A 25,757-nucleotide genomic window follows, 5' to 3' on the forward strand; every position below is an offset into this window, starting at 1 on the left:
TTATGACTCGTCGCCATATTGAAACGCTTTAATCACGCGCTTTACCCCGGAGATGTTTCTGGCAATATCGACGGCTAAATCGGCGTGGCGATGAGAAACATACCCTAGCAGAAACACTTCTTTGTCTTCAGTGATGACTTTAATTTTGATGCCTGAGAGCTCGGAATTCGCCAACAACGCTGATTTTACTTTGGTTGTCAGCCAACTGTCGTGACTGATTTCTCCAAGCGACAAAGGCTCTTTAATATGAACTTGGTTATAGATGGTGTTCACGCCTTTGACTTTTCTCGCTCGGGCCTCAAATTCGTCAAGTAATGTTTGTTCAGACGACTGACCTATCAGTATCACCGTGCCGTTGTATGAGCTTGCGGTAATGCGAGTATGTTCGGCAAACGGGGCCTTATTCGCGATACCAGCGATTTGCAGTTCGATATTGTTATCATCCCAAATCTCTTGTGTCGTTCGAGTATCGGTGACGATATTGGCTGTCGTTGCAGCCCCAGCGACTAAAAACCCAGCACAACCACTGAGTATGAGTGGAGTCAATATTATCAATAACCGTGTTACCAGTTTCATAGCGTTACTCTTCGTGAGTGGGGAACAAAACCTGATCAATCAAATCGCATAAGCAATGGAGTGTTACCATGTGTACTTCGTGAATGCGCGCAGTACGATGGGAAGGAATACGAATTTCGACATCATTTTCACCAAGCAATCCAGCCATTTCTCCGCCATCTTTACCCGTAAGGGCGATGATGGTCATATCGCGAGTCACAGCGGCTTCCATCGCTTTGATGATATTTTTGCTATTACCACTGGTTGAAATCGCAAGCAAAATATCGCCAGGTTGTCCGAGCGCCCGCACTTGCTTTGAAAAGATTTCCTGGTAGTGGTAATCATTCGCGACCGCGGTCAGTGTGGTGATATCTGCAGTGAGCGCCATCGCTGGTAAACTTGGACGCTCGGTTTCGAAGCGGTTTAGCAAACAAGAGACATATTGCTGAGCGTTTGACGATGAGCCTCCATTACCACAACAGAGTATTTTGTTGCCTTTCAATAGGCTGCTAACCATGGCTTGTGCGGCATGAGTGATGGCATCAGGGAGCGCTTCAGCCGCCGCGATTTGAATTTGAATACTTTCTTTAAAGCTATCTTTAATGCTTTCGAGCATCGGTTATCCTTGCGTAATCACATTTTTTATCCATTCAATCTGCTTACCTTGTTGGTGAATAGCGACCAGATCAAATCGAAAATCCGTAGAGTGGACTGAAAGCCCTTGTTTCATCAGCCATAGGGTGGCTGTTTTCATTAGGCGTTTTATTTTGGCGGGCGTGACCGTTTCTGCCGCATGTCCGTATTGCTGGCTATTACGATATCTGACTTCGACAAACACCGTGGTGGTGCCATCGCGCATAATTAAATCAAGCTCGCCTCCGCGTACTTGGAAGTTTCTCTCAATTATGACTAAGCCGCAACCTTGTAAATACTTTTCGGCTGCGGCTTCGTAAGCTTGACCAGTGGCTCGGCGGCTAAAGAGCTTCATGCTCCGTCCAGCTTAACTGGCGGTTAATTACGCAGTTATCGTCAATGCTGAGCACGCCTGTCTCACCTTGAATGGTATAGCCTGATACCACTTTCATTTGTGGTAATTGTTCAAGCAAGCGGTAGGCATCAATACCAAGAGCTTGTAAGCGCTTCTCGGCATTCGAGTCTTTAGGCCATAGCTCTTCCATTTGCGCTTCAAGTTCCGGTTCGGGATCAATCAAGATAGGAAGATCACTGTAGGCAACGCCGGAGAGATCTTCATACTGAGTTTCACCACTGTTGCTTCGTGAATTTGAAAACAGTTTTGGAGGTGTGGTATCTGGATTAATCGCGACTTCAATAAAGGGTTTAATTAGCGTCAGTTCAGCGCTGTTGGCTACGATGTAGACAGAATCTACGTCACGGCGACTTCGAGGCTGGCTCTCTAAATTCATGCCCAACAATGATTCCATCTGAGCAATGTGTTGCTGGCTGTCTTGCAGACCAAACACTTCGTTAATGTTGCGCTGCAACTGGCGTTTATCACCGAACAAACTGACGGCGACTTTGTTGTCGCTGTACTGTTTCCACTCTTTATTGAACGCTTCGACGACACGGTTTCCTAAGTGGCCTGCAGGGGCAAGAATTAACGGGTAGCGGTAACCCTTATCAAAAAGGTGGCTCGCGGCTTGAGCTACTTCCTGCTCTGGCGAAAGCGCGACGTAGCAAGTATTAATACCTGGCTCTAGCTCTTCGGGAATATTCAGTGCCAAAGTGGGAATCGGTGTTGAGAAGTGAGATTGCGCGGATTGGAGTTTCTCAACATTTTCTTTGATCAATGGCCCTACGATAAAATCGATGTTTTTCTCAATGATTTTATCTTCAATATCTTGCGCGGTTGAGGCATTGGTATCAATCACTGTTAGGGTGGCGTTTTCATCGCGCTGTTTATCGTTCATCATTTCGAGGATAAAACCATCACGAATGAGTTTGGCTTGCGGTGCAAATTTACCAGAAAGTGGCAGCAATAACGCAGTGTTCATTGGTTTAACGATTTCAAGCGATAGAATGTCGTCAATCGATTTTGGTGTGTACGTCGCCGCAGGATGTTGCGGGTTCTCATCTAACCAGTTTTTCAATGAATTACGCAATTGAGGAATGTCACTGGCCAATGACTTGTTGTACAAAGCCAGTTGAATCCAACCATCAAATACCGCTTCGTCTGGGGAGACGTTTTGGCTTGATAATTGTTGCTCAGAATATTGGTTCAGGTTGTTCCAAATATTCTCTGAAAGAGATTGACGCTCAGCAACAGGCGCGTATTGCTGAAGAGAAGAAAGCTGACGTGCTGCTTCAAAATACTCTTCACGATTGGCGTAGATAGACGCTTGTAATTGGTAATATTCTTGCCACTGGGCATCGTCCAAATTCCAGTTATCATCGAAGCTTAATGCGCTCAGAGCTTGCTGCTCTTGACCTTGCTTGACGTATTGCTGTGCGCGAATCAATTGCCACTGTGCCTGTTGACGGTGGGTCATCTCTGATCGTGATAGGCGTCGAGATAAGTTATCCGCTTGGGCAAAGTCATTGGCGTCGACAGAGGCTTTGTACGCCATGATTAACCAGTCGACTTGCAAAGCGCCTTGGCTGCTGTCAGCCTGCATAAGATAGCTTTGTGCCGACTCAGTCGGAGCAAGGGTAATATCCACTGATGTGGGGGTCGAAGGACCGGTTGAACATGCCGCTAACGTAATCGCTAATGCTACAGGCGTTAAGATGCGTGGTACACTGAGTCTCTTATGGTGTTTCATGGCCATGAGTTCTATCGCTATTAAGTGTAAAATTGTCTCTATATTAATCGTTGAAGTGATGCTAAACAAATGACAGATAACAAAACATTACCTGCCGAGGTTCCAACTTTGTACATTGTACCCACTCCTATTGGCAATTTGGGGGATATAACTCAACGTGCCTTGGAAGTGTTGTCTAATGTCGACATGATTGCCGCAGAGGACACTCGCCACACAGGTAAGTTGCTCTCTCACTTCAATATTCAGACTAAAACTTTTGCATTGCATGATCACAATGAACAGCAAAAAGCTCAAGTTTTAGTGGAAAAACTTCTACAGGGCGCAACCATTGCTTTGGTTTCTGATGCTGGTACCCCGTTAATTAGTGATCCAGGGTATCACTTGGTGAGTCAATGTCGTCATGCGGGCGTCAAAGTTGTGCCATTACCTGGTGCGTGTGCGGTGATTACCGCTTTAAGTGCCTCAGGACTTCCGTCAGACAGTTTTAGTTTTGAAGGCTTTCTGCCACCGAAAAGCAAAGGGCGTAAAGATAAATTCCTCGAGATCGCCAAAGCGGCACGTACCAGTATCTTCTATGAGTCACCGCATCGAATTGTCGACTCTTTAAAAGATATGTTGGATATTCTCGGCTCTGATCGTCAAGTGGTGTTAGCCCGGGAGCTGACTAAAACTTTTGAAACCATTCAGTCCTTACCTTTAGGCGAACTCATCGACTGGGTTACCAGTGATGGCAACCAGCAACGTGGTGAAATGGTGCTGTTGATTCATGGTTATCGAGCGGCCAGTGAAGAGTCGGTGCCTGAAGAGGCGCAGCGGACTTTAGGTATTTTAGTCAAAGAGCTGCCTTTAAAAAAAGCGGCAGGGTTAACGGCGGAAATTTACAACTTGAAAAAAAATGCGCTGTATAAGTGGGGTTTAGAGCATCTTGAATAAGTGAACTTGTCAAAAAACAGCGATATAGCTCTGGCAAATGGCTAGAGTTTAAGCAGATGAGGGCAAAATAGGCGCCAATACTTAATCTACCTAGACACTGCCTGCGCTTATCTATACAATCCGCCTCGGAGCTGACCGGGTAGTCGCTGCCTTATTGATGTCCTTCGGGAGACTGATAAGGGGGAGGAAAGTCCGGGCTCCATAGAGCAGGGTGCCAGGTAACGCCTGGGGGGCGCAAGCCCACGACAAGTGCAGCAGAGAGAAAACCGCCGATGGCCTATCTTTTTCGAAAGGGGCACAGGTAAGGGTGAAAGGGTGCGGTAAGAGCGCACCGTGCGTCTGGCAACAGTTCGTAGCAAGGTAAACTCCACCCGGAGCAAGACCAAATAGGCCTCCACATTGCGTTGCTCGCGTAAGGAGGCGGGTAGGTTGCTGGAGCCAGTGAGCGATTGCTGGCCTAGAGGAATGGCTACCGCCGTGAAAGCGGAACAGAACCCGGCTTACAGGTCGGCTCCTCCACTTTTATAAAGACCCATCGTAACAAGCCGTTATGATGGGTTTTTTGCTTTTTACTGACGTAAATAATTTTGTAAGCAATAAACTTAGCGCAATGTCACGTGTTACTAGCCCCGAGAGGTGGCGATTATACTGCAAATCGGTACACTGAAGACATGAGCGCTTGCTGCGATAGTTTAGACGAGATACTCAATGACGGAATCATTCAAACATATATCGGTCCTGCTCAATGAATCTATTGACGGATTAAACATTAAGCCTGATGGCACCTACATTGATGGCACTTTTGGTCGAGGTGGTCATAGCCGAACGATTCTATCAAAATTGGGTGAAAACGGGCGTCTTTACAGCATTGATCGTGATCCTCAAGCGATTGAAGAAGCAAGTAAAATCGATGATCCCCGCTTTACCATCATTCATGGTCCTTTCTCTGGTATTGCAGAGTATGCCGAGCAATATCAGTTGCAAGGCGAAGTGGACGGCGTGTTATTTGATTTAGGGGTTTCTTCTCCACAGTTAGACGATGCCGAACGTGGCTTCAGTTTTATGAAAGACGGCCCACTCGACATGCGAATGGATCCGACTTCTGGTATTCCTGTTTCTGAGTGGCTAGCAAAAGCCGATCTTGATGATATCACTTGGGTTATTCGCGAATTTGGTGAAGACAAACATGCTCGACGTATTGCCCGTGCGATCGTTGAATATTGTGCCAATGAAGAAAATGAACCTCTGACACGAACTTCTCAACTCGCCAAGTTGATTTCCGATGCCGCACCGAAAAGCTTCAAAGAGAAGAAACATCCCGCGACTCGAGCGTTCCAAGCATTTCGTATTTATATCAACAGTGAACTTGAAGAAATTGATAAAGCCTTGGTTGGCGCCAGTTCTATTTTGGCACCGCAAGGACGCTTATCGGTGATCAGTTTCCACTCGCTGGAAGACCGTATGGTAAAACGCTTTATGCGCAAAGAAAGTAAAGGGCCGCAAGTTCCTCACGGTATTCCGATGACTGAAGCGCAAATTCAAGCTCTGGGGAGCGCCAATCTTAAGACCATAGGCAAAGCCATCAAACCGACAGAACAAGAAATAGAACTTAACCCGCGTTCACGCAGTTCTGTGCTTCGTATCGCCGAAAAACTGTAAGTTATGAGCCAGTCTACACCGAATCTCGCCAAACTGATTGTTCATGACCTGTTTACCACAGGTCGTGTGCCATTGATTTTACTCACTTTGATCTTTACTTCAGCCATGGGGGTCGTGTTCATGACCCATCACACACGTGAAGCGATCACTGAAAAAGATCAAGCGTTAGTCGAGCGAGACCGTTTAGATGGCGAATGGCGTAACTTACTGCTGGAAGAAACTGCGCTCTCTGAACACAGTCGTGTGCAAAACATCGCCAAAGATGAGTTGGATATGAAACGTCCAGATGCAGACAAAGAAGTGGTGATTACGCTCAAATGACAACCAAAAAAACCACGCCGAAGAAAAACAGCGGCAAGAAAACGTCAACTAAAACACAATCAAAGCACCCCACCTCTGGACCAATACTGATTCAGTGGCGCTTCTACCTGATTCTCTTCTTCGTATTTTGTGCGTTTGTGCTGCTGGTTGGGCGTATCGCTTATATTCAAATTATTGAACCTGACAATCTTATTCGTCAGGGAGATTTGCGTTCGGTTCGCGCGAAGACTCTGCACTCAGCGCGCGGGATTATCTCTGACCGTAATGATGAGCCTTTGGCGGTCAGTGTTCCTGTCGATGCGGTCTGGGCGGACCCGGTGACCATCTTTAAGCAAGGTGGCTTAAAAAATATTGACCGTTGGCATGCTCTCGCCGATGTTTTAGGGCTGAAACGTGATGATCTCATTAACAAAATCAGTGCTAACAAAAACCGTCGTTTTATCTATTTGCAACGTCAAGTCAGTGCGGCGATGTCCAAGTATGTTCATGAACTCAAACTGCCCGGCATCGGCTTGAAATCGGAGTCACGCCGTTATTATCCCGCAGGGGAAGTCAGTGCGCACCTAGTCGGTGTTACAGGCATTGACGGACATGGTTTAGAAGGTGTTGAACGGAGTTATGATAAGTGGCTAACAGGTGAAGCAGGTAAGCGGATTATTCGTAAAGATCGCTACGGACGTGTGGTGGAAAATATCTCCCTTGAAGAACGCGAAGAGGGCAAATCACTCCAGCTAACCATCGACCAGCGCATTCAAGCGATCGCCTACCGAGCGATTAAGCAAGCTGTGGCCGATTATCGTGCAACATCTGGCTCTGCAGTGATTTTGGATGTCAAAACGGGTGCGGTGCTTGCCATGGTCAATGCGCCTTCCTACAACCCCAATAATCGTTCTGATTTACAGTCATTTAAGATGCGTAACCGCGTTATTACCGACGCCCTTGAGCCAGGCTCAACGGTGAAACCCTTTGTGGTTCTTGCCGCTCTAGAGAACGGTACCGCGGATGAAAACACCATTATCGATACTGGTAACGGCATTATGCGTATTGGTGGTAGCCGCGTGCGAGACTCATCAAAAGTCGGTAAAGCATCACTGACCAAAATCTTGAAAAAGTCCAGTAACATCGGGGTCGCACATTTGGCACTCGGTATGCCTCTAGACTCTCTATTAGGCATGTACAGCTCGGTCGGATTTGGTGAATTATCAGGGCTGAACTTAGTGGGAGAAACAACGGGGATTTTCCCCAACCGCCGGCGTTGGTCAAAATTTGAAATCGCCACTTTGGCGTTTGGTTATGGTATTTCCGTTACGCCACTGCAACTGGTACATGCTTACGCGACACTTGGCAATTTAGGCAAATATCAACCGATTCACATTATTGAAAATAATAAAGAAGATTTATCGCGTCAGGTTTTTGATCATGATAAAGCAGAAAAAGTACTTAAGATGCTTGAAACCGTGACTCAGCCCGGCGGTACGGCAACCCAAGCGGCAGTCCCTGGTTATCGCATTGCAGCCAAAACGGGGACGTCACGCAAAGCCAATGCTGGCGGTTATAGTGATGAATATGTGGCGGTTACGGCGGGCATTGCGCCAGTTAGTGACCCAAAAGTCGCACTGGTGGTGATTGTCAATGAGCCGCAAGGGGACTTGTATTACGGTGGGTCAGTTGCAGGGCCAGTATTTTCAGAAATTATGAAAGGTACCCTGCAAATTCTGAACGTGGCACCGGACGAAAATCGGTTTAATTAGAGAGAACAAACATGACAGACACATATCCGCTTACCTTAGGTGAATTGATTGCTCCTTGGTGTGATATCTCAACGAGTGAGGCTGCGCATATCGCGGTGTGTGATTTACAGCTTGATAGCCGACAGGTCAGGTCGCAGAGCATTTTTGTCGCCATCAAAGGTCATGCCAGTGATGGGCGAGCATTTATTCCTGCCGCGGTAGAAAAAGGCGCGAGCGCGGTGCTTGCTCAAGCTGATGATGAGCATCTTCACGGCACCATCGATAGAACTAACCCCCATACTCCCATCATTTATATTGAGAAGCTTAATCTGTGTCTCTCTGCGCTGGCTTTACGCCGTTACCCTTTAACGTCAAATCAGCTTATTGCGGTGACTGGCACCAATGGCAAAACCACCATCACCCAATTGATTGCCCAATGGCTAGAATTAGTCGACAAAAAAGCCGCGGTAATGGGGACCACAGGTAATGGTTTTCTCAGCGATTTACAACCTGCAGTGAACACCACCGGAAGCGCGATCGACATTGCCCAAACGCTATCACACCTTCAAGATTGCGGTGCGCAATATACCGCGCTTGAAGTCTCTTCTCATGGCTTGGTTCAAGGGCGAGTAAGTGCTTTGCCTTTTAAAGTTGGCCTATTTTCAAATCTCAGCCGTGATCACCTCGATTATCATGGGTCGATGCAAGAGTATGCGAAAGCCAAAATGAGCTTGTTTACCGAGCACCATTGTCAGCAAGCCGTGATCAATTTAGATGATAAAGCCGGGCTCGAATGGGCGACCCACCTCAGAGAGGTTATCGGCGTATCATTAACCGAGCCACACCCTAAACTCGAGAGCCAAGTATATGCAACCTCTGTTGAGTACAGCGAGCAAGGGATTAGCCTGTCATTCTCTGGTTGTTTTGGTGACGGCACGCTGACAGCCCCGTTGATAGGTCAATTTAACGCGAGTAATCTCTTGATGGCGTTGACGAGTCTAATGGCCTTGGGGTTCAATAAGTCTCAGTTATTAGCTTGTGCCACTCAATTAAAACCCGTGATTGGTCGTATGGAGCTGTTTCAAGCGCCGAGCAAAGCCAAAGTTGTGATTGATTATGCGCATACACCCGATGCTCTCGAGAAAGCGCTATCTGCGTTGAGAGTGCATTGCCAAGGGCAGTTATGGGTTATTTTTGGCTGTGGTGGTGATCGCGATCGAGGTAAGCGACCTATGATGGCAGAGATTGCCGAGCGCCTCGCAGACCGTACGATCTTAACCGATGATAACCCACGCAGTGAATCGCCAGCGGCCATCATTGAAGACATGAAACAAGGTCTAAACGCGCCACATAAAGCCGTTGTTGAACACAACCGATTCCGCGCATTGGCTTTCGCTCTTGAACAAGCATCAGAAAACGACATCGTTTTACTTGCAGGTAAAGGTCACGAGGATTATCAAGTTATTGGGAATCAAACCGTGCACTACTCAGACCGTGAGAGTGCAGCTCAGTTGTTGGAGATAATGTTGTGATGAAATTAAAACTGAGCGAAATTGCGACCGTCGTCCACGGCCAACTAATCGGTGACGATGAAGAAATCATATCGGTGTCTACGGATACGCGTGCTCTTGAACCGGGAGCGTTGTTTATTGCCCTTGTTGGGGAGCGCTTTGATGCCCATGATATGGCCGAGAAAGCCATTGATAGCGGTGCATCGGCTCTCATTGTCAGCCGTGAATTATCTGCTCTCAACATACCACAGGTTTTAGTCAGTGATACCAAACAGGCGCTGGGTTTACTGGGAGCTTATGTTCATAAAATGAGCCAAACACCCACCGTCGCGATTACCGGCAGTTGTGGCAAGACAACCGTGAAAGAGATGGTTGCGAGTATCTTAGGTCTGCAAGGTCAGGTGCTGTATACCGCCGGTAATTTTAACAATGATATTGGCGTTCCTCTCACTTTGCTTCGTTCGACGTCGCAAGATGACTTTGCAGTCTTAGAGCTTGGGGCTAACCATATTGGTGAGATTGCCTACACAACTCAATTGGTGCGCCCAAACGTGGCTATTGTCAACAATGTCGATGCCGCGCATTTGGAAGGGTTCGGCAGTCTCGATGGGGTTAAGCAAGCTAAAGGTGAGATATATCAAGGTCTCGAGCCTGGCTCTGTCGCGATCGTTAATCAAGAAAGTCACGGCGGTGTGTTTTGGAGTGATGTTTTAGCCGATAAACACGTCAAAACATTTTCTGTTGAAGATGCCAATGCTCACTACTTTGCGTCTGATATCGTGTTAAACCCGAAAGGGGAAGCCTTTTTTGTTTTGCACACGCCAGTTGGAGAAACTTCGATTCAGCTCGGTATTGTTGGTAAGCATAATGTCGCCAATGCACTGGCTGCCACGGCTTTAGCGATGGAGATGGGAGCAACGCTTCAGCAAGTGAGTGCTGGGCTAACCTCGTTAAGTAAAGTGAAAGGCAGAGTCGAAGTCCAAGCACTCAGTGAGCACGTTACGGTGATTGATGATAGCTACAATGCCAGCGTGCCAGCGATGAAAGCGGCCGTCGATTTATTGGCAAACTATCAAGGCGAACGTTGGTTAGTACTGGGTTACATGGCCGAGCTTGGCGAGGAAAGTCTTGCACTTCATCGTCAAGTCGGGGAACATGCTGCCCCATTCCACTTTGAGCATGTACTCACTTACGGTGAGGACGCGCGACAAATTAGCGCGGCGTGCCAAGGAAAACATTTTGATAACCACCAAGCCATGGTGGAATTTATTCTGCAGCAACTGAATCAATCCGATAACAAAAAGCATACTTTGCTCGTCAAAGGGGCGAATAGCGCGGGTATGAGCAAGATTGTTGCTGCTTTGAAGGAGACCTTTAAATGATTATTTGGCTTGCCGAACTGCTACAGCCATACTTTTCTTTCTTTCGTTTGTTTGAGTATTTGTCATTTCGCGCCATTGTTAGTGTTTTGACGGCGCTGGCACTCTCTTTATGGATGGGGCCGCGGTTGATCAAGCGCTTGCAACTGCTACAGATAGGCCAGGTCGTTCGTAATGATGGTCCTGAGTCGCACTACAGCAAACGAGGCACACCCACCATGGGGGGAATTATGATTCTCGCCTCAATCGTGATTACCGTGTTGCTGTGGACGGATTTATCCAACCCCTACGTATGGGCTGTGCTGGCGGTGCTCGTCGGTTACGGAATTGTTGGCTTTGTGGATGATTACCGTAAAGTCGTGCGCAAGAACACCGATGGACTCATTGCGCGTTGGAAGTATTTCTGGCAGTCGGCCATTGCTCTGGTTGTTGCATTCGCTATGTACGCCTACGGTAAAGATACTGCGGCAACGCAGTTAGTGGTGCCCTTTTTCAAAGATGTGATGCCGCAACTTGGCGTCATGTATATCGTGCTAAGTTACTTCGTGATCGTCGGCACCAGTAATGCCGTAAACCTCACGGATGGCCTCGATGGTCTAGCAATCATGCCCACGGTATTAGTGTCTGCGGGTTTTGCCGCCATTGCTTGGGCTACGGGGAACGTCAATTACGCCAACTACCTACACATTCCTTATGTCCCTCACGCCTCTGAACTTGTGGTGTTTTGTACCGCGATGGTGGGCGCTGGTCTTGGTTTCTTATGGTTTAATACCTACCCAGCCCAAGTATTTATGGGTGATGTCGGTTCATTAGCCCTTGGCGGTGCGTTAGGAACCATTGCAGTCTTGGTTCGTCAAGAGTTTGTCTTGGTGATCATGGGCGGCGTTTTCGTTATGGAAACCATGTCGGTCATTCTTCAGGTTGGGTCATACAAACTCCGTGGACAACGGATTTTTAGAATGGCGCCGATTCATCACCATTACGAACTGAAAGGGTGGCCAGAGCCGCGCGTTATCGTGCGTTTTTGGATTATTTCTATCATGTTGGTATTGATTGGTTTAGCCACTTTAAAAGTGCGCTAATCTCACACCTTAAGATAGATGAGTTTCCTCGGCCGAGTATTGAACTCGGCCCAACTGATTTTAGGAGCGTTCAATGTCCATTGAAGGTTGGCAACACGTAAAACAAGTGGTGGTTGTCGGTTTAGGGATCACAGGGTTGTCCGTGGTGAATTATATTCAGCGCCAGCACCCGACAGTGTCCGTTAAGGTCATTGATACGCGAGCTAACCCGCCCGGAGTCGAAAAGCTGGGTAATGACATTGAAGTGCATACAGGGGGATGGAAGCTCGAGTGGTTACTGAGTGCGGATTTGATTGTGGCTAATCCGGGGATTGCTCTAGCGACGCCGGAAATCAACACGGCACTTGAGGCTGGAGTGCCCGTAGTGGGCGACATTGAACTGTTTGCTTGGCATGTCGATAAACCGGTTATTGCGATTACAGGTTCAAACGGCAAAAGTACCGTTACCGACTTAACAGGGGTCATGGCTAAAGCCTGCGGGTTGAATGTCGGCGTGGGCGGTAATATCGGTGTTCCTGCGCTGGATTTGCTTAGTGCTGACCACGATCTCTATGTGCTTGAGTTATCGAGTTTCCAGCTCGAAACGACATCCAGCCTTAAACTGGTTGCGGCGGCCTTTTTGAATCTTTCTGAAGACCATATGGATCGCTATCAGGGGATGGAAGACTATCGCCAAGCTAAACTTCGTATTTTTGACCATGCACAGCACTGCGTTGTCAATCTCGACGATAAAGCCACGTACCCACCTCAAGAGATGAACCTCATCTCATTTGGGTTAACGCCTGAAGCTGACTTTGGTGTGGTTGAGCATCAGGGGCAAGAGTGGATTTCTGCGCATCAATCGCCAATTCTTCCTAGCGCTGAATTGACTCTGGTTGGCCGTCATAACCTTGCGAATGTGTTGGTGGTCCTGGCATTACTCGATGGTGCTGGAATCGCGTATCAAAACGGTTTACAGGCACTAAGAAATTACAGTGGACTGACACATCGCTGCCAACTTGTTGCGGATAATCAAGGCATTAAGTGGATCAATGATTCAAAGGCAACCAATGTGGCGAGCACATTGGCCGCACTCTCGGGTTTAGAGTGTCAGGGCACATTATATTTGCTGGTTGGTGGTGTGGGTAAAGGCGCGGATTTCTCCGAATTAGCGCCAGCACTGGCTGCACTGAACGTTCAGTTATGTTGTTTTGGACGCGATGCTGAGCAGTTCTTACCGCTTCACTCATCGGCAACACTGTATCAAACGATGGAGCAAGTCGTTGCATCCATTGCCCCTCGGTTATCATCTGGGGATATGGTCATGCTCTCGCCAGCGTGTGCGAGTTTTGACCAGTTTAGTAATTTTATGGCTCGGGGTGACGCATTTGCGGCGCTTGCGCAGCAATATGCTTAATCCCAGAGCAGGTAGTGTTTGAATGGGCGTTCGTGATTCCATCAGTGACTTGAAATATTGGGTGACCAGACCGTCACCTCGAGCCTTATTTGATCGCCAGCTGGTGTGGATTTCACTTGGTTTGATGTTAATTGGTTTGGTGATGGTGACCTCAGCGTCTTTTCCCATTAGCTCTCGTTTAACCAATGAACCGTTCCATTTTATGTTTCGCCATGGGGTATTTTTATTGCTGGCTTTGGCGGCTTCGTCGGTGATTTTGCAAGTCCCAACAGAGCGTTGGATGCGGCACAGTACATTGATGCTTGGTGTGTCATTCTTCTTGTTGGTGGTGGTTCTGGTTGCCGGTAAATCAGTTAATGGCGCATCACGTTGGATTCCGTTAGGGCTCTTTAACTTACAGCCAGCGGAAGTGGCAAAATTGTCACTGTTTATTTTTATGTCCGGTTATTTGGTGCGTAAAAATGACGAAGTACGACAAACGTTCTTTGGCGGCTTTATTAAGCCCATCATGGTGTTTGGAACACTCGCCAGTTTGCTGTTAATGCAGCCCGATTTAGGGACTGTGATTGTGATGCTGGTTACGCTGTTTGGCATGCTATTCATCGCCGGTGCGAAATTGACTCAATTTTTGGCGCTGATGGTCGTTGGCATTGCTGCCGTGGTTGGGCTCATTTTGATTGAGCCTTATCGAATGCGCCGTGTGACGTCGTTCCTTGATCCTTGGGAAGACCCATTTGGTAGTGGTTACCAGCTAACCCAGTCTTTGATGGCGTTCGGGCGCGGAGAATGGTTTGGTCAAGGGCTTGGTAATTCGATTCAAAAGCTTGAGTATCTTCCTGAAGCGCATACTGACTTTGTCTTTGCTGTGGTCGCGGAAGAACTTGGCTTCGTTGGCGTAACGCTGATTTTAATGCTGATTTTTGCTTTAGTCCTAAAGGCGATTCTTATTGGTAAGAAAGCGTTTGAACATCAGATGAATTTCGGTGGGTATCTCGCTTTTGGTATTGGCATTTGGTTTGCCTTTCAAACCTTGGTTAATGTTGGAGCTGCTGCGGGCATCGTTCCGACCAAAGGTCTTACACTGCCACTCATCAGTTATGGTGGCTCGAGTTTAATTATTATGTCTGTAGCGGTGTCCATTTTGCTGCGAATCGACTTTGAGTGTCGGCTTAAGCAGCGCAGCGTCAGCGCAGATGACTCACAAATAACGACACAATCGAATAATGACCAAGAATAAACGTTTAATGGTGATGGCTGGCGGAACAGGCGGACATGTCTTTCCCGGCCTCGCGGTTGCTAAGCAGCTTCAATCCCAAGGTTGGGAGATTCGCTGGTTAGGTACAGAAGATCGTATGGAAGCGGATTTGGTGCCAAAGCATGGTATCGAGATTGATTTTATCCGTGTGAAAGGATTGCGTGGCCAAAGCGTGACCAAATTGCTGAAAGCACCTTTTCAAATTTTGAGTGCCATCGGGCAAGCTCGTCGTCATCTAAAAGCTTGGCAACCGGATGCGGTGCTGGGAATGGGCGGTTACGTCAGTGGGCCTGGGGGCATTGCTGCATGGACACTTGGCATTCCGGTCGTACTGCATGAGCAGAATGCGGTTGCTGGGTTAACCAATCGGTGGCTAGCTAAAATCGCCAAAAAGGTTTTTCAGGCTTTTCCTGGTGCTTTTAAAGACGCAGAAGTGGTTGGAAACCCGGTCAGAGAAGATGTGGTCAACCTGCCTGAGCCACAAGTGCGTATGGCTGATCGTCAAGGTGCGCTGCGCATTCTCGTCATGGGGGGCAGTCAAGGGGCGCGTATTTTGAACCAGACGCTACCACAAACCGCAGGCTTACTCGGTGATGGCTTTGAAATTCGTCATCAAGCAGGAAAAAACAATGCCCAACAAGTCACCGCTGACTATCAATCGTCAGGTTTTGACTCCGTTGAAGTGACCGAATTTATTGATGATGTCGCACAGGCTTATGCGTGGGCGGATATCTTAGTCTGCCGCTCTGGTGCGTTAACCGTTTCGGAAGTGTCGGCGGCTGGTGTTGGCGCTATTTTTGTCCCCTTTATGCATAAAGATCGTCAGCAAGCACTCAATGCTGATCATCTGGTAGAATGCGGTGCAGCTTTAATGATTGAACAGCCAGATCTCACTGCCAAAATGTTGGCTGAACAGCTACTTCAACTCGATCGAGCCAGTTTAAAAACCATGGCGATGAGTGCCAGACATGCGGCCAAGCTGCATGCTGACCAAACCGTTGCTAACGCGATTATCGACATCAGTAACCACGAGAAAAATTGATGACCATTGAACACAAACAAAACTTAGCCCAAATTCGCGCCATTGTGCCTGAAATGCGCCGTGTTAATTCCATTCATTTCGTCGGAATTGGTGGGGCGGGGATGAGTGGCATTGCTGAAGTCTTACTTAATGAAGGTTATCAGATTACTGGATCAGATATTGCCAATAATGTTGTGACGGAACGGCTTAAAGGCAAAGGCGCTCAAATCTATATTGGTCATCATGAGCAAAATATTGAGAATGCCAGTGTGGTCGTTGTGTCGACAGCAATTAATGAAGAAAACCCAGAAGTGTCAGCCGCCAGACGCGCACGTATTCCCGTGGTTCGCCGAGCGGAGATGTTAGCGGAATTGATGCGTTTTCGTCATGGTATTGCCGTGGCTGGTACCCATGGTAAAACCACTACCACTGCGCTCGTGACACAAATTTACTTTGAAGCTGGGCTTGATCCGACCTTTGTCAACGGTGGGCTTGTCAAAAGTGCTGGCACCAACGCGCGATTAGGCTCAAGCCGAATTTTGATTGCTGAAGCGGATGAAAGTGACGCTTCATTTCTCCACCTTCAACCGATGGTCAGTATCGTTACAAATATTGAAGCAGACCATATGGACACCTACGGTGGTGACTTCAATACTTTGAAGCAAACGTTCATCGACTTTTTGCACAAGCTGCCGTTTTATGGCCAAGCGATTTTATGTATTGATGATCCGGTTGTGCGCGAGTTAATTCCACGAGTCAGTCGACAAGTGATCACCTATGGTTTCTCGCAAGACGCTGATGTGCGTATTGAAAACTATCGCCAAATTGGCCAACAAGGCTTGTTTACTGTGGTGCGTCAAGGCCGGCCTAATCTCGACATTACGCTTAATATTCCTGGCCGTCATAATGCATTGAACGCATCGGCGGCGATTGCTGTTGCGACGGAAGATGACATCAGTGATGAAGCCATTCTAACCGCCATGGCCGGTACTCAAGGCACCGGGCGCCGGTTTGACCAACTGGGTGAATTTGAAACGGGTAAGGGCAAAGCGATGCTGGTGGACGATTATGGGCATCATCCTACTGAAGTCGATGTCACGATTAAAGCGGCGCGTAGTGGTTGGCAACAACGCCGCTTGGTCATGATTTTTCAGCCTCACCGTTACAGTCGAACTCGGGATCTTTATGATGACTTTGCCAATGTTCTGGAACAAGTCGACGTTTTACTGATGTTGGATGTTTATCCTGCCGGAGAACAGCCGATTGCCGGCGCTGATGGTCGAGCATTGTGTCGAACTATTCGAGGCCGAGGGAAGCTGGATCCGATTTTTGTGCCGGATGGAAGTGCTCTACCGGCAGTATTGGCAAATGTTTTACAAGATGGTGACTTAGTACTTACTCAAGGTGCTGGTGATGTTGGCAAAGTAGCGAAACATTTAGCTAGCCTGAAACTCAATATCGAACAAATGCAAAAGCAGTAAAAATGCGTAAGTGAGTGGTTGGTCAAATTGATTATCTGAGTTGTGAAGACATTTCTCGCTTTCAATATTTGATACTTTTAATGACCTCAGTATAATCCGAAGGTTAAAGCAAAGGTTTTGCCTCTTTATTGAGACTAAATAAATGAGAGACAAGGTGCCCGTGGAGTGTAGGAATAACGAACTTTGATTAAAATTGCTTTAAATGAAAGTCGTCGTATCTCTGAATCTCCAGTGATAAAACAGCACGCAGCAGGTGGTGTCTTTTTACTTGCTGTGGTGTTGTTGATAGGGTCTCTTCTCTATTCAACGCTTTCTTGGATGTGGGATGACCAACGTCTTCCCTTATCAAAAATCGTGTTACAAGGTGAACTGGAATACGTGGCTGCCCCAGATATACAAAAAGTTATCGGGCGGCTTGATCATATTGGTACGTTTATGTCTCAGGATATAAATGTACTGCAAAATGCGGTTCAGCAAGTGCCTTGGGTCGAACATGCGTCAATTCGCAAACAGTGGCCTAATACGATAAAAATATTCTTAACCGAATATCACGCAGCTGCGATTTGGAACGGGAATGAATTAATTAATGAAAAAGGAGTGGTGTTTGACGGGGATATTGGCCGCTTAAAAGGCGAACACGTCAAATTATATGGTCCAGAGGGAACCAGTGAACAGGTACTCTCAGTGTGGCAGGAAATGACGCCGCGTTTTAAACAAATTGGGCTTAAAATCACTTCTTTAGTACTGAATGATCGCCGAGCATGGCAAATTATCTTAGATAATGGCATTCGTTTAGAATTAGGAAAGGAATCGCTGGATGAACGTATCGCTCGATTCTTTTCTCTTTACCGACATTTAGGTAGTGATACCGAAAAAGTCAGTTACATTGACCTCAGGTACGATACGGGAGCCGCAATTGGGTGGTTTCCTGAGCAAGAGTTAGAACAAGAGAATTCTGATGACGAAGACCGCTGATGACAACATTATAGTCGGCCTTGATATAGGTACAGCAAGCGTTTCAGCGTTGGTAGGCGAAATATTGCCAGATGGTCAAATTAACATAATTGGCGCTGGTACCAGCCCATCTCGCGGTATGGATAAAGGTGGCGTTAATGACTTAGAGTCGGTGGTAAAATCGGTTCAACGAGCCATCGACCAAGCTGAGTTAATGGCGGAATGTCAGATTAGCCGTGTGTATATGTCGTTGTCAGGTAAGCATATTGCCAGCCGAATCGAAAAAGGCATGGGAACTATTTCTGACGAAGAAGTCTCTCAAGAAGATATGGATCGTGCGATTCATACTGCGAAATCGATTAAAATTGGTGACGAACAAGGCATTCTTCACGTTATTCCCCAAGAATTTACCATCGATTATCAAGAAGGGATTAAAAATCCGCTAGGTTTATCAGGTGTACGCATGGAAGTGAGCGTGCATCTTATTTCTTGCCATAACGACATGGCGAGAAACATTATTAAGGCCGTTGAGCGTTGTGGGCTCAAAGTTAACCAACTTGTGTATTCAGGTTTAGCGGCAAGTAACGCAGTAATTACTGAAGACGAACGTGAACTGGGCGTATGTGTTGTTGATATTGGTGCTGGTACAATGGATGTTGCGATTTGGACTGGCGGGGCACTGCGTCATACCGAAGTTTTTTCCTACGCCGGTAATGCAGTTACCAGTGATATCGCGTTCGCATTTGGTACACCATTGAGTGATGCAGAAGAGATAAAAGTGAAATACGGCTGCGCACTGAGTGAGTTAGTAAGCAAGGACGATACCGTTAATGTTCCAAGTGTTGGAGGGCGTCCTTCAAGAAGTTTACAAAGACAAACCTTGTCGGAGGTCATTGAACCTCGCTACACTGAATTAATGGGTTTAGTTAATCAAACTATCGATACAGTTCAAGAAAAGCTGCGAGAAGAAGGGATTAAACATCATCTTGCCGCTGGAGTGGTTCTCACTGGAGGTGCTGCTCAAATTGAAGGTTTGGTTGAGTGTGCGGAGCGTGTGTTCCGCAATCAAGTTCGAGTCGGTAAGCCTCTTGAGGTGAGCGGGCTAACAGATTACGTTAAAGAGCCGTATCATTCTACGGCAGTTGGTTTACTCCATTATGCAAGAGACAGCCAAATCAATGATGAGGCTGAATATAGCGAACCAAAGCGCCAAGTAACGGCAAACTGGTTTGAACGCTTGCGTAATTGGATACAAAAAGAGTTTTAACCTGAGCAGCAGGAAAAACGGAGATAACACATGTTTGAACCGATGATGGAAATGTCTGACGATGCAGTAATTAAAGTCGTTGGAGTAGGTGGCGGTGGCGGTAACGCCGTAGAACACATGGTGCGTGAATCCATCGAAGGTGTGGAATTCATCAGCGTCAACACCGATGCACAAGCTTTACGTAAAACCAGTGTCAGCAGTGTCATTCAGATTGGCGGCGATATTACGAAAGGTTTAGGCGCTGGCGCGAATCCACAAGTTGGCCGTGATGCCGCTCTGGAAGATAAAGAACGCATTAAAGAATATTTGACCGGTGCCGATATGGTATTTATCGCAGCCGGAATGGGCGGTGGTACAGGTACCGGAGCAGCGCCAGTGATTGCTGAAGTTGCTAAAGAACTGGGTGTTCTCACGGTCGCTGTGGTCACCAAACCATTTAGCTTCGAAGGAAAGAAGCGTTTAGCGTTTGCTGAACAAGGTATTGAAGAGCTGTCTAAACATGTGGACTCTCTAATTACGATTCCAAATGAGAAGTTACTTAAAGTTCTGGGACGTGGTATTACCTTATTAGAAGCCTTTGCTAGCGCAAATGATGTACTAAAAAATGCCGTACAGGGTATTGCTGAGTTGATTACTCGTCCTGGCATGATCAACGTCGACTTTGCGGATGTTCGCACCGTGATGTCGGAAATGGGTCATGCAATGATGGGGAGCGGAGTGGCAAAAGGTGAGGACCGTGCAGAAGAAGCTGCAGAAATGGCGATCTCCAGTCCACTTTTAGAAGACATCGATTTAGCAGGCGCTCGTGGCGTGTTAGTAAATATTACTGCTGGTCTCGACATGCGTCTGGACGAATTCGAAACGGTGGGCAATACCGTTAAAGCTTTCGCTTCTGACAATGCGACTGTGGTAATTGGTACATCACTCGATCCGGATATGGCTGATGAAATTCGAGTCACAGTCGTTGCGACGGGTATTGGTAACGAAAGAAAACCTGATATTACCTTAGTCGCCGGCGGTAAAAGTAAAGTTGCCCCTGTTGCCCAGCAGCAACAACCGCAACCAGTTGCTACTCAGCAGCAACAGCCAGCTACGGTGAAAACGGAAGAAAAAGCGGCACACACTTTGCAAGAAAAAACTCAGACGACGGCTCAACCTTCGCCATCTACAGCGGCGTCAGGTTCTGCAGGAAATCAGAGTACAGCACCTAAAGCTGATAAAGAGAGTGGCTACTTAGATATTCCCGCATTTTTGCGCCGTCAAGCTGACTAATTTTTCATCAGAATTTGACAAGGTTCAAATTTGTGGTACGATCCGCGGTCAATAAATCTCGTTGACCGTGATTTGTAGCACTTACTAAGAGGCAAGCAGATGATCAGACAAAGAACTCTGAAGGAAATAGTGAAAACAACTGGTGTGGGTCTCCACTCTGGTCGTAAAGTCACGTTGACTCTTCGCCCTGCTGCTGCAAATACCGGTGTAATTTATCGTCGTACTGACTTAAATCCACCCGTGGATTTTCCAGCTGACCCAGCCGCAGTTCGTGACACTATGTTATGTACCGCGTTGGTGAACGATGATGGTATTCGTATTTCGACAGTAGAGCACTTGAGCTCTGCGCTGTCAGGTATGGGTATCGACAACGTGATTATCGAAGTGGACGCACCTGAAATCCCAATTATGGATGGTAGTGCCAGTCCGTTTGTCTTCCTGCTACAACAAGCAGGTATTGAAGAGCAGAACGCGCTTAAGCGTTTTATTCGCATCAAGAAACCTGTGCGTTTTGAAGATGGCGACAAATGGGCTGAGTTCAAACCGTATAACGGTTTCCGTATGGACTTCGAAATTGAGTTTAACCATCCGGCGATCGAAGCTGACGAACAGCATTTGGTTTTTGACTTCTCTTCTCAAGGTTTTGTGAAAGAGATTTCCCGTGCTCGTACGTTCGGTTTTATGCGTGATATTGAATACCTTCAATCACAAAACTTGGTGCTTGGCGGTAGCTTTGATAATGCGATTGTTCTGGATGATTACCGAATTCTTAACGAAGAAGGCCTGCGCTTTGAAAATGAGTTTGTGACTCATAAAGTGTTGGATGCCATCGGTGACTTGTACATGTGTGGTCACCCCATTCTTGGTGAATTCCGCGCCTTTAAATCAGGTCATGGTCTAAATAACCAGTTGCTACGTAAAGTACTGGCAACCCAAGATGCATGGGAATGGGCAACATTCGAAGAAGAAGTCGTTTCTCCTGTTGCATTTGCTGATCCAAATATGGTTCTCGCTTAAGATATAGATTGTATAAAACCAGGCTTCGGCCTGGTTTTTTTATGGCTGTTATTTACTGTTTTCAGGCTGGTTATCTGCCATGTTTGCCAGTTGCTCTAAGCGTTTTTTTACTTTGGGCGATGCATTGCTCGCAATCATATGGAGATAGCTCGCTGCATTTTTTGAGATCGGTGGACGTGGCGTTGATGTCTTTTCTGGGGATGACTTTTGTGCATAAAGTCGAGGATTGATGACCACAGTAACTGCAATCAGCCTTGCATAGCCGAGCGTTCTTAATTGATTCAGGATGTGCAAACGATCGTAATCGATCTTCATTTTGATCGCGGCGCTCGCCACTTCCAGGATCAATTGGCCATCGCGGATATTGGCTGCGCGGCAATGATTTTCCGTTCCGCGTGGCAAGATCTTTCGCAGACCCTTATTCAACTTCAGGATCTCTGAAGCTTGCTGTTGTAGTTCGGCAAAGCGGCTTTGAGAAATGATCTCGTTGCCAAGAGTGGGGCGATGATCTCTCATGATGAACCTTAATAAACGCTGTTGAATGGATTGTAATCGATAATGGATAGCATCACAGCCTGATTATCGCCAAACCGTAAAATATTGATAGAAAAAATTAAAAGTGGTTCAAACAAATGACTTTGTTGTTGGTCGTTAGCAAAAAAATTCCTTACACTAGTGGCCACTTGTAACCTGAAGCCTTGAAAATCTAAGTTTGAGTCACAATATCAGAGTGATAAATGACTTATCTCAGTATTCTTAGTTCAAAACTGGTAGAGACTGAAGGCATTGAGATCAGATCACAACCGATCGAAGTAAAGAGAGATTCACAACACATGATAGCTAAGCTACTGACAAAAGTGATTGGCAGTCGCAATGATCGCACATTACGCCGCCTTAGAAAGATTGTTAAAGAAATAAATAATTACGAGCCTACCTTTGAAGCGCTTTCCGATGATGAACTAAAAGCCAAAACGATTGAATTTCGTCAACGCTTGGAAAAGGGTGAAACGCTAGATCAGTTGCTTCCTGAAGCGTTCGCAACCGTCCGTGAAGCTTCAAAACGTGTGTTTGGCATGCGTCATTTTGACGTTCAGCTCATTGGTGGCATGGTGTTAAATGCTGGTCAAATTGCTGAAATGCGTACTGGTGAAGGTAAAACACTCACCGCGACTTTGCCTGCTTATTTAAATGCTCTACCAGGACACGGTGTTCATGTGGTCACCGTCAACGATTACCTTGCTGCTCGTGATGCCGAAACCAACAGACCACTGTTCGAATTCTTGGGGATGACTGTCGGTGTTAATGTACCGAATATGCCTCCACAAGAGAAAAAACAAGCTTACTTGGCTGATATTCTTTACGGTACAAACAACGAATTTGGTTTCGATTATCTGCGTGACAACATGGCATTTCGCGCCGAAGACCGCGTGCAACGAGCCCGCTTTTTTGCCATTGTCGATGAAGTTGACTCGATTTTAATTGATGAGGCACGTACGCCACTTATCATCTCTGGCCCCGCAGAAGACAGTTCTGATCTTTATACTCGTGTGAACACCTTGATTCCTCATCTTCAACAGCAAGACCAAGAAGATTCAGAAGAATATCGCGGTGATGGCCATTACACGGTTGATGAAAAATCAAAGCAAGTGTATTTGACGGAGAATGGTCAAGAATTTGTCGAAGAGCTATTGGTCAGTAATGGCCTGATGCAAGAAGGTGAAACGCTATACTCTCCCGCTAACATCAGCTTACTGCATCACGTAAACGCTGCATTACGTGCTCATGTGTTGTTTGAACGTAACGTTGACTACATTGTTACTGACGATGGTGATGTGGTTATCGTTGATGAGCATACCGGACGTACCATGCCGGGACGCCGTTGGTCAGAAGGCTTGCATCAAGCGGTTGAAGCCAAAGAAGGCGTTAAGATTCAAAACGAAAACCAAACACTGGCTTCGATTACCTTCCAGAATTTCTTCCGTCTATACGACAAGCTGTCTGGTATGACAGGTACTGCTGACACGGAAGCGTTTGAGTTCCAACAAATCTACGGTCTAGAAACGGTGGTTATTCCGACTAACCGTCCGATGATCCGTAATGATATGCCGGATGTGGTGTACCGTACAGAAGCGGAAAAATTTGCCGCCATCATTGAAGATATTAAAGAGCGTGTTGAGCAAGGACAGCCAGTTTTGGTTGGTACCGTATCGATTGAAAAATCAGAACTGCTTTCTAACGCGTTGAAAAAAGCCAAAGTTAAGCACAATGTTCTGAACGCTAAATTCCATGAAAAAGAAGCTGAAATTGTCGCTGAAGCAGGTAAACCTGGCTCGGTGACGATTGCGACTAACATGGCGGGTCGTGGTACCGATATCGTGTTGGGCGGCAGCTGGCAAAGCAAAGTCGAAACACTTGAAAATCCTACTCAGCAACAAATCGATGAAATCAAAGCTGAGTGGCGTGAAGTGCACGATCAGGTATTAGCATCTGGCGGTTTGCATATTATTGGTACTGAGCGCCATGAATCTCGCCGTATTGATAACCAGCTACGTGGTCGTTCTGGTCGTCAAGGGGATGCAGGTTCTTCACGTTTCTACCTTTCTATGGAAGACTCACTGCTTCGAATCTTTACCTCTGATCGTATGGCAAGCTTGATTCAAAGCGGTATGGAAGAGGGAGAAGCGATTGAAAGTAAGATGCTTTCTCGCTCTATCGAAAAAGCGCAACGTAAGGTGGAAGGCCGTAACTTTGATATTCGTAAACAACTGCTGGAATACGATGACGTTGCGAACGATCAACGTAAAGTGGTTTATGAATTGCGTGATGAGCTCATGAATGCGCCAGACATCAGTGAAATGATCGAACAAAACCGTGTTGATGTTTTGACATCGGTTATTGATGAATATGTACCGCCGCAATCTTTGGAAGACATGTGGGATGTGAAAGGGCTTGAGGATCGTCTGAAAAATGATTTCGATTTAGAGCTCCCCATTGCTCAGTGGTTGGAAGAAGACGACAAGCTGTATGAAGAAGCATTGCGTGAGAAAATCATTGATGCGGCAGTTGAAGTCTATAAAGCGAAAGAAGAAGTGGTCGGTAGCGAAGTACTGCGCAACTTTGAAAAATCCGTGATGTTGCAGACTCTAGATACGTTGTGGAAAGAGCACTTAGCCGCAATGGATCATTTACGTCAAGGTATTCACTTGCGTGGTTATGCTCAAAAGAACCCGAAACAAGAGTACAAGCGTGAGTCGTTTGAACTGTTTGAAGGACTGCTGGATTCATTGAAATCTGACGTAATTACTATCTTGTCGAAAGTTCGTGTACAGCAGCAAGAAGAAGTTGAACGTATGGAAGCCCAGCGTCAAGCGCAAGCAGAAGAAGCGGCGCGCTTAGCCCAAGCCCAACATGCTTCAGCAGAAAACCCACTGGGTGAAGAGGAAGCGGCGGAGGATGCGCATGCTCAACCTATGGTTCGTGAAGAACGCAAAGTTGGCCGCAACGAGCCATGTCCTTGTGGTAGTGGTAAGAAATACAAACAGTGCCATGGTAAGATTGAATAAACCAGTGGTAAGGTAATCAATTAAAAGAGTCGCTTGGGCGACTCTTTTTTGTATCTGTAACAGCCTCGTTCCACACGAGTGATTTAAAGGGAAAAGACATGAAACGTACTCACATCGTCGCGGCGATCATTTTTAATCCAGACCAAAGCGAAGTGTTTATAACCAAGCGCCCAAGTGATAAGCACAAAGGTGGATTTTGGGAATTTCCTGGTGGCAAAGTTGAAGCGCAAGAGAGTATTGAGCAAGCCATGTGCCGAGAGTTGGATGAAGAAATCGGTATTGAAGTTACAAAGCAAAGCCTGTTTGAACACCTCGAGTATGACTATTCAGATAAATCACTGACGTTTGATTTTATTGTGGTCAGTGAATTTCGCGGGCAACCATACGGCAAAGAAGGTCAAGAAGGGCAATGGGTTAAGCTCCATCAACTGACGGATTACGCCTTTCCTGAAGCAAATGTACCGATTCTGAAGCGAGTCATAGCAGAGTTTGCTTAAACACTGGTGGTTGGTAAAGAATCTTGTTAGTTTAACTGGATGAAATGAGTAAGCAGCAATGGGAACTGCCCGTTGCCGAAAGAT

Annotated in this window: 22 protein-coding genes and 1 other RNA gene; 18 read left to right on the top strand and 5 right to left on the bottom strand. The window is 46.7% G+C overall.

The annotated features are described in order from the left end of the window. The 4 genes from M1D72_RS09435 to M1D72_RS09450 are packed head-to-tail and all read right to left on the bottom strand — an operon-like array spanning position 1 to position 3,335. Positions 1-576, bottom strand: coding sequence for a BON domain-containing protein (locus M1D72_RS09435; protein WP_390191605.1), 576 nt, complete (start codon positions 574-576; stop codon positions 1-3). A 4-nt stretch (positions 577-580) separates the two neighbouring features. Then, positions 581-1,171: a phosphoheptose isomerase gene (locus M1D72_RS09440; RefSeq protein WP_390191602.1), complete on the bottom strand. Its 591-nt coding sequence runs from the start codon at positions 1,169-1,171 to the stop codon at positions 581-583. A gap of 3 nt (positions 1,172-1,174) precedes the next feature. Next, the gene (locus M1D72_RS09445) at positions 1,175-1,543 is read right to left on the bottom strand and encodes a YraN family protein (RefSeq protein WP_390191600.1); all 369 of its coding nucleotides are present in this window, start codon (positions 1,541-1,543) and stop codon (positions 1,175-1,177) included. Continuing rightward, complete coding sequence (locus tag M1D72_RS09450; RefSeq protein WP_456296704.1) at positions 1,530-3,335, bottom strand: penicillin-binding protein activator; 1,806 nt, start codon at positions 3,333-3,335, stop codon at positions 1,530-1,532. Before M1D72_RS09450 ends, M1D72_RS09445 begins: the two co-directional genes overlap by 14 nt. Before the next feature lie 69 nt (positions 3,336-3,404). Here M1D72_RS09450 and rsmI point away from each other — a divergent pair, with 69 nt between their 5' ends. From rsmI to lpxC, 16 genes are all read left to right on the top strand, one after another. Further along, on the top strand, positions 3,405-4,268 hold the full coding sequence (gene rsmI, locus M1D72_RS09455) for a 16S rRNA (cytidine(1402)-2'-O)-methyltransferase (RefSeq protein WP_456296705.1): 864 nt from the start codon (positions 3,405-3,407) through the stop codon (positions 4,266-4,268). 127 nt (positions 4,269-4,395) lie between these two features. Further along, positions 4,396-4,787: RNase P RNA component class A (rnpB, locus tag M1D72_RS09460), an RNA gene on the top strand. A 189-nt stretch (positions 4,788-4,976) separates the two neighbouring features. Next, the gene (rsmH, locus tag M1D72_RS09465) at positions 4,977-5,927 is read left to right on the top strand and encodes a 16S rRNA (cytosine(1402)-N(4))-methyltransferase RsmH (protein WP_456296706.1); all 951 of its coding nucleotides are present in this window, start codon (positions 4,977-4,979) and stop codon (positions 5,925-5,927) included. 3 nt (positions 5,928-5,930) lie between these two features. Then, positions 5,931-6,248 carry a cell division protein FtsL gene (ftsL, locus tag M1D72_RS09470; RefSeq protein ID WP_390191591.1) on the top strand — a complete coding sequence of 106 codons (318 nt, stop codon included), beginning with the start codon at positions 5,931-5,933 and terminating at the stop codon, positions 6,246-6,248. Continuing rightward, positions 6,245-7,999 (top strand): penicillin-binding transpeptidase domain-containing protein, encoded by a 1,755-nt coding sequence (locus M1D72_RS09475; RefSeq protein WP_456296707.1) that lies wholly within the window; start codon positions 6,245-6,247, stop codon positions 7,997-7,999. The genes ftsL and M1D72_RS09475 overlap by 4 nt, the downstream gene beginning before the upstream one ends. 11 nt (positions 8,000-8,010) lie before the next feature. Then, a complete protein-coding gene (gene murE / locus M1D72_RS09480) occupies positions 8,011-9,510 on the top strand; it encodes a UDP-N-acetylmuramoyl-L-alanyl-D-glutamate--2,6-diaminopimelate ligase (RefSeq protein ID WP_456296708.1) in 1,500 nt (499 codons plus the stop codon). Further along, positions 9,507-10,871 (top strand): UDP-N-acetylmuramoyl-tripeptide--D-alanyl-D-alanine ligase, encoded by a 1,365-nt coding sequence (locus M1D72_RS09485; protein WP_456296709.1) that lies wholly within the window; start codon positions 9,507-9,509, stop codon positions 10,869-10,871. Before murE ends, M1D72_RS09485 begins: the two co-directional genes overlap by 4 nt. Next, a complete protein-coding gene (gene mraY, locus M1D72_RS09490; protein ID WP_390191581.1) occupies positions 10,868-11,950 on the top strand; it encodes a phospho-N-acetylmuramoyl-pentapeptide-transferase in 1,083 nt (360 codons plus the stop codon). The genes M1D72_RS09485 and mraY overlap by 4 nt, the downstream gene beginning before the upstream one ends. A 79-nt stretch (positions 11,951-12,029) precedes the next feature. Continuing rightward, on the top strand, positions 12,030-13,346 hold the full coding sequence (gene murD / locus M1D72_RS09495; RefSeq protein WP_456297374.1) for a UDP-N-acetylmuramoyl-L-alanine--D-glutamate ligase: 1,317 nt from the start codon (positions 12,030-12,032) through the stop codon (positions 13,344-13,346). 22 nt (positions 13,347-13,368) lie between these two features. Then, positions 13,369-14,583 (top strand): cell division protein FtsW, encoded by a 1,215-nt coding sequence (gene ftsW / locus M1D72_RS09500; protein ID WP_390191579.1) that lies wholly within the window; start codon positions 13,369-13,371, stop codon positions 14,581-14,583. Beyond that, on the top strand, positions 14,570-15,643 hold the full coding sequence (gene murG / locus M1D72_RS09505) for an undecaprenyldiphospho-muramoylpentapeptide beta-N-acetylglucosaminyltransferase (protein WP_456296710.1): 1,074 nt from the start codon (positions 14,570-14,572) through the stop codon (positions 15,641-15,643). Before ftsW ends, murG begins: the two co-directional genes overlap by 14 nt. Then, a complete protein-coding gene (gene murC / locus M1D72_RS09510) occupies positions 15,643-17,103 on the top strand; it encodes a UDP-N-acetylmuramate--L-alanine ligase (RefSeq protein WP_456296711.1) in 1,461 nt (486 codons plus the stop codon). The genes murG and murC overlap by 1 nt, the downstream gene beginning before the upstream one ends. A 183-nt stretch (positions 17,104-17,286) precedes the next feature. Then, complete coding sequence (locus M1D72_RS09515; RefSeq protein ID WP_456296712.1) at positions 17,287-18,078, top strand: cell division protein FtsQ/DivIB; 792 nt, start codon at positions 17,287-17,289, stop codon at positions 18,076-18,078. Continuing rightward, entirely contained in the window at positions 18,062-19,324 is a 1,263-nt protein-coding gene (gene ftsA, locus M1D72_RS09520; RefSeq protein WP_390191568.1) for a cell division protein FtsA, read from the top strand. The genes M1D72_RS09515 and ftsA overlap by 17 nt, the downstream gene beginning before the upstream one ends. Before the next feature lie 30 nt (positions 19,325-19,354). After that, the gene (ftsZ, locus tag M1D72_RS09525; RefSeq protein ID WP_390191565.1) at positions 19,355-20,596 is read left to right on the top strand and encodes a cell division protein FtsZ; all 1,242 of its coding nucleotides are present in this window, start codon (positions 19,355-19,357) and stop codon (positions 20,594-20,596) included. Between the two features lie 99 nt (positions 20,597-20,695). Next, positions 20,696-21,613, top strand: a complete 918-nt coding sequence (lpxC, locus tag M1D72_RS09530) for a UDP-3-O-acyl-N-acetylglucosamine deacetylase (protein ID WP_390191562.1) — start codon at positions 20,696-20,698, stop codon at positions 21,611-21,613. Positions 21,614-21,661: 48 nt separating this feature from the next. On the opposite strand, the gene M1D72_RS09535 is transcribed toward lpxC, so the two are convergent. Continuing rightward, the gene (locus M1D72_RS09535) at positions 21,662-22,129 is read right to left on the bottom strand and encodes a DUF721 domain-containing protein (protein WP_456296713.1); all 468 of its coding nucleotides are present in this window, start codon (positions 22,127-22,129) and stop codon (positions 21,662-21,664) included. Between the two features lie 317 nt (positions 22,130-22,446). On the opposite strand from M1D72_RS09535, the gene secA reads away from it, so the two are divergent. Together secA and mutT are read left to right on the top strand one after the other, a co-directional pair. After that, positions 22,447-25,176 (top strand): preprotein translocase subunit SecA, encoded by a 2,730-nt coding sequence (gene secA / locus M1D72_RS09540; protein ID WP_390191925.1) that lies wholly within the window; start codon positions 22,447-22,449, stop codon positions 25,174-25,176. A 98-nt stretch (positions 25,177-25,274) separates the two neighbouring features. After that, the gene (mutT, locus tag M1D72_RS09545) at positions 25,275-25,673 is read left to right on the top strand and encodes an 8-oxo-dGTP diphosphatase MutT (RefSeq protein WP_390191557.1); all 399 of its coding nucleotides are present in this window, start codon (positions 25,275-25,277) and stop codon (positions 25,671-25,673) included. The last annotated feature ends 84 nt before the right edge of the window (positions 25,674-25,757 follow it).

Source organism: Vibrio sp. AK197, from assembly GCF_053903115.1.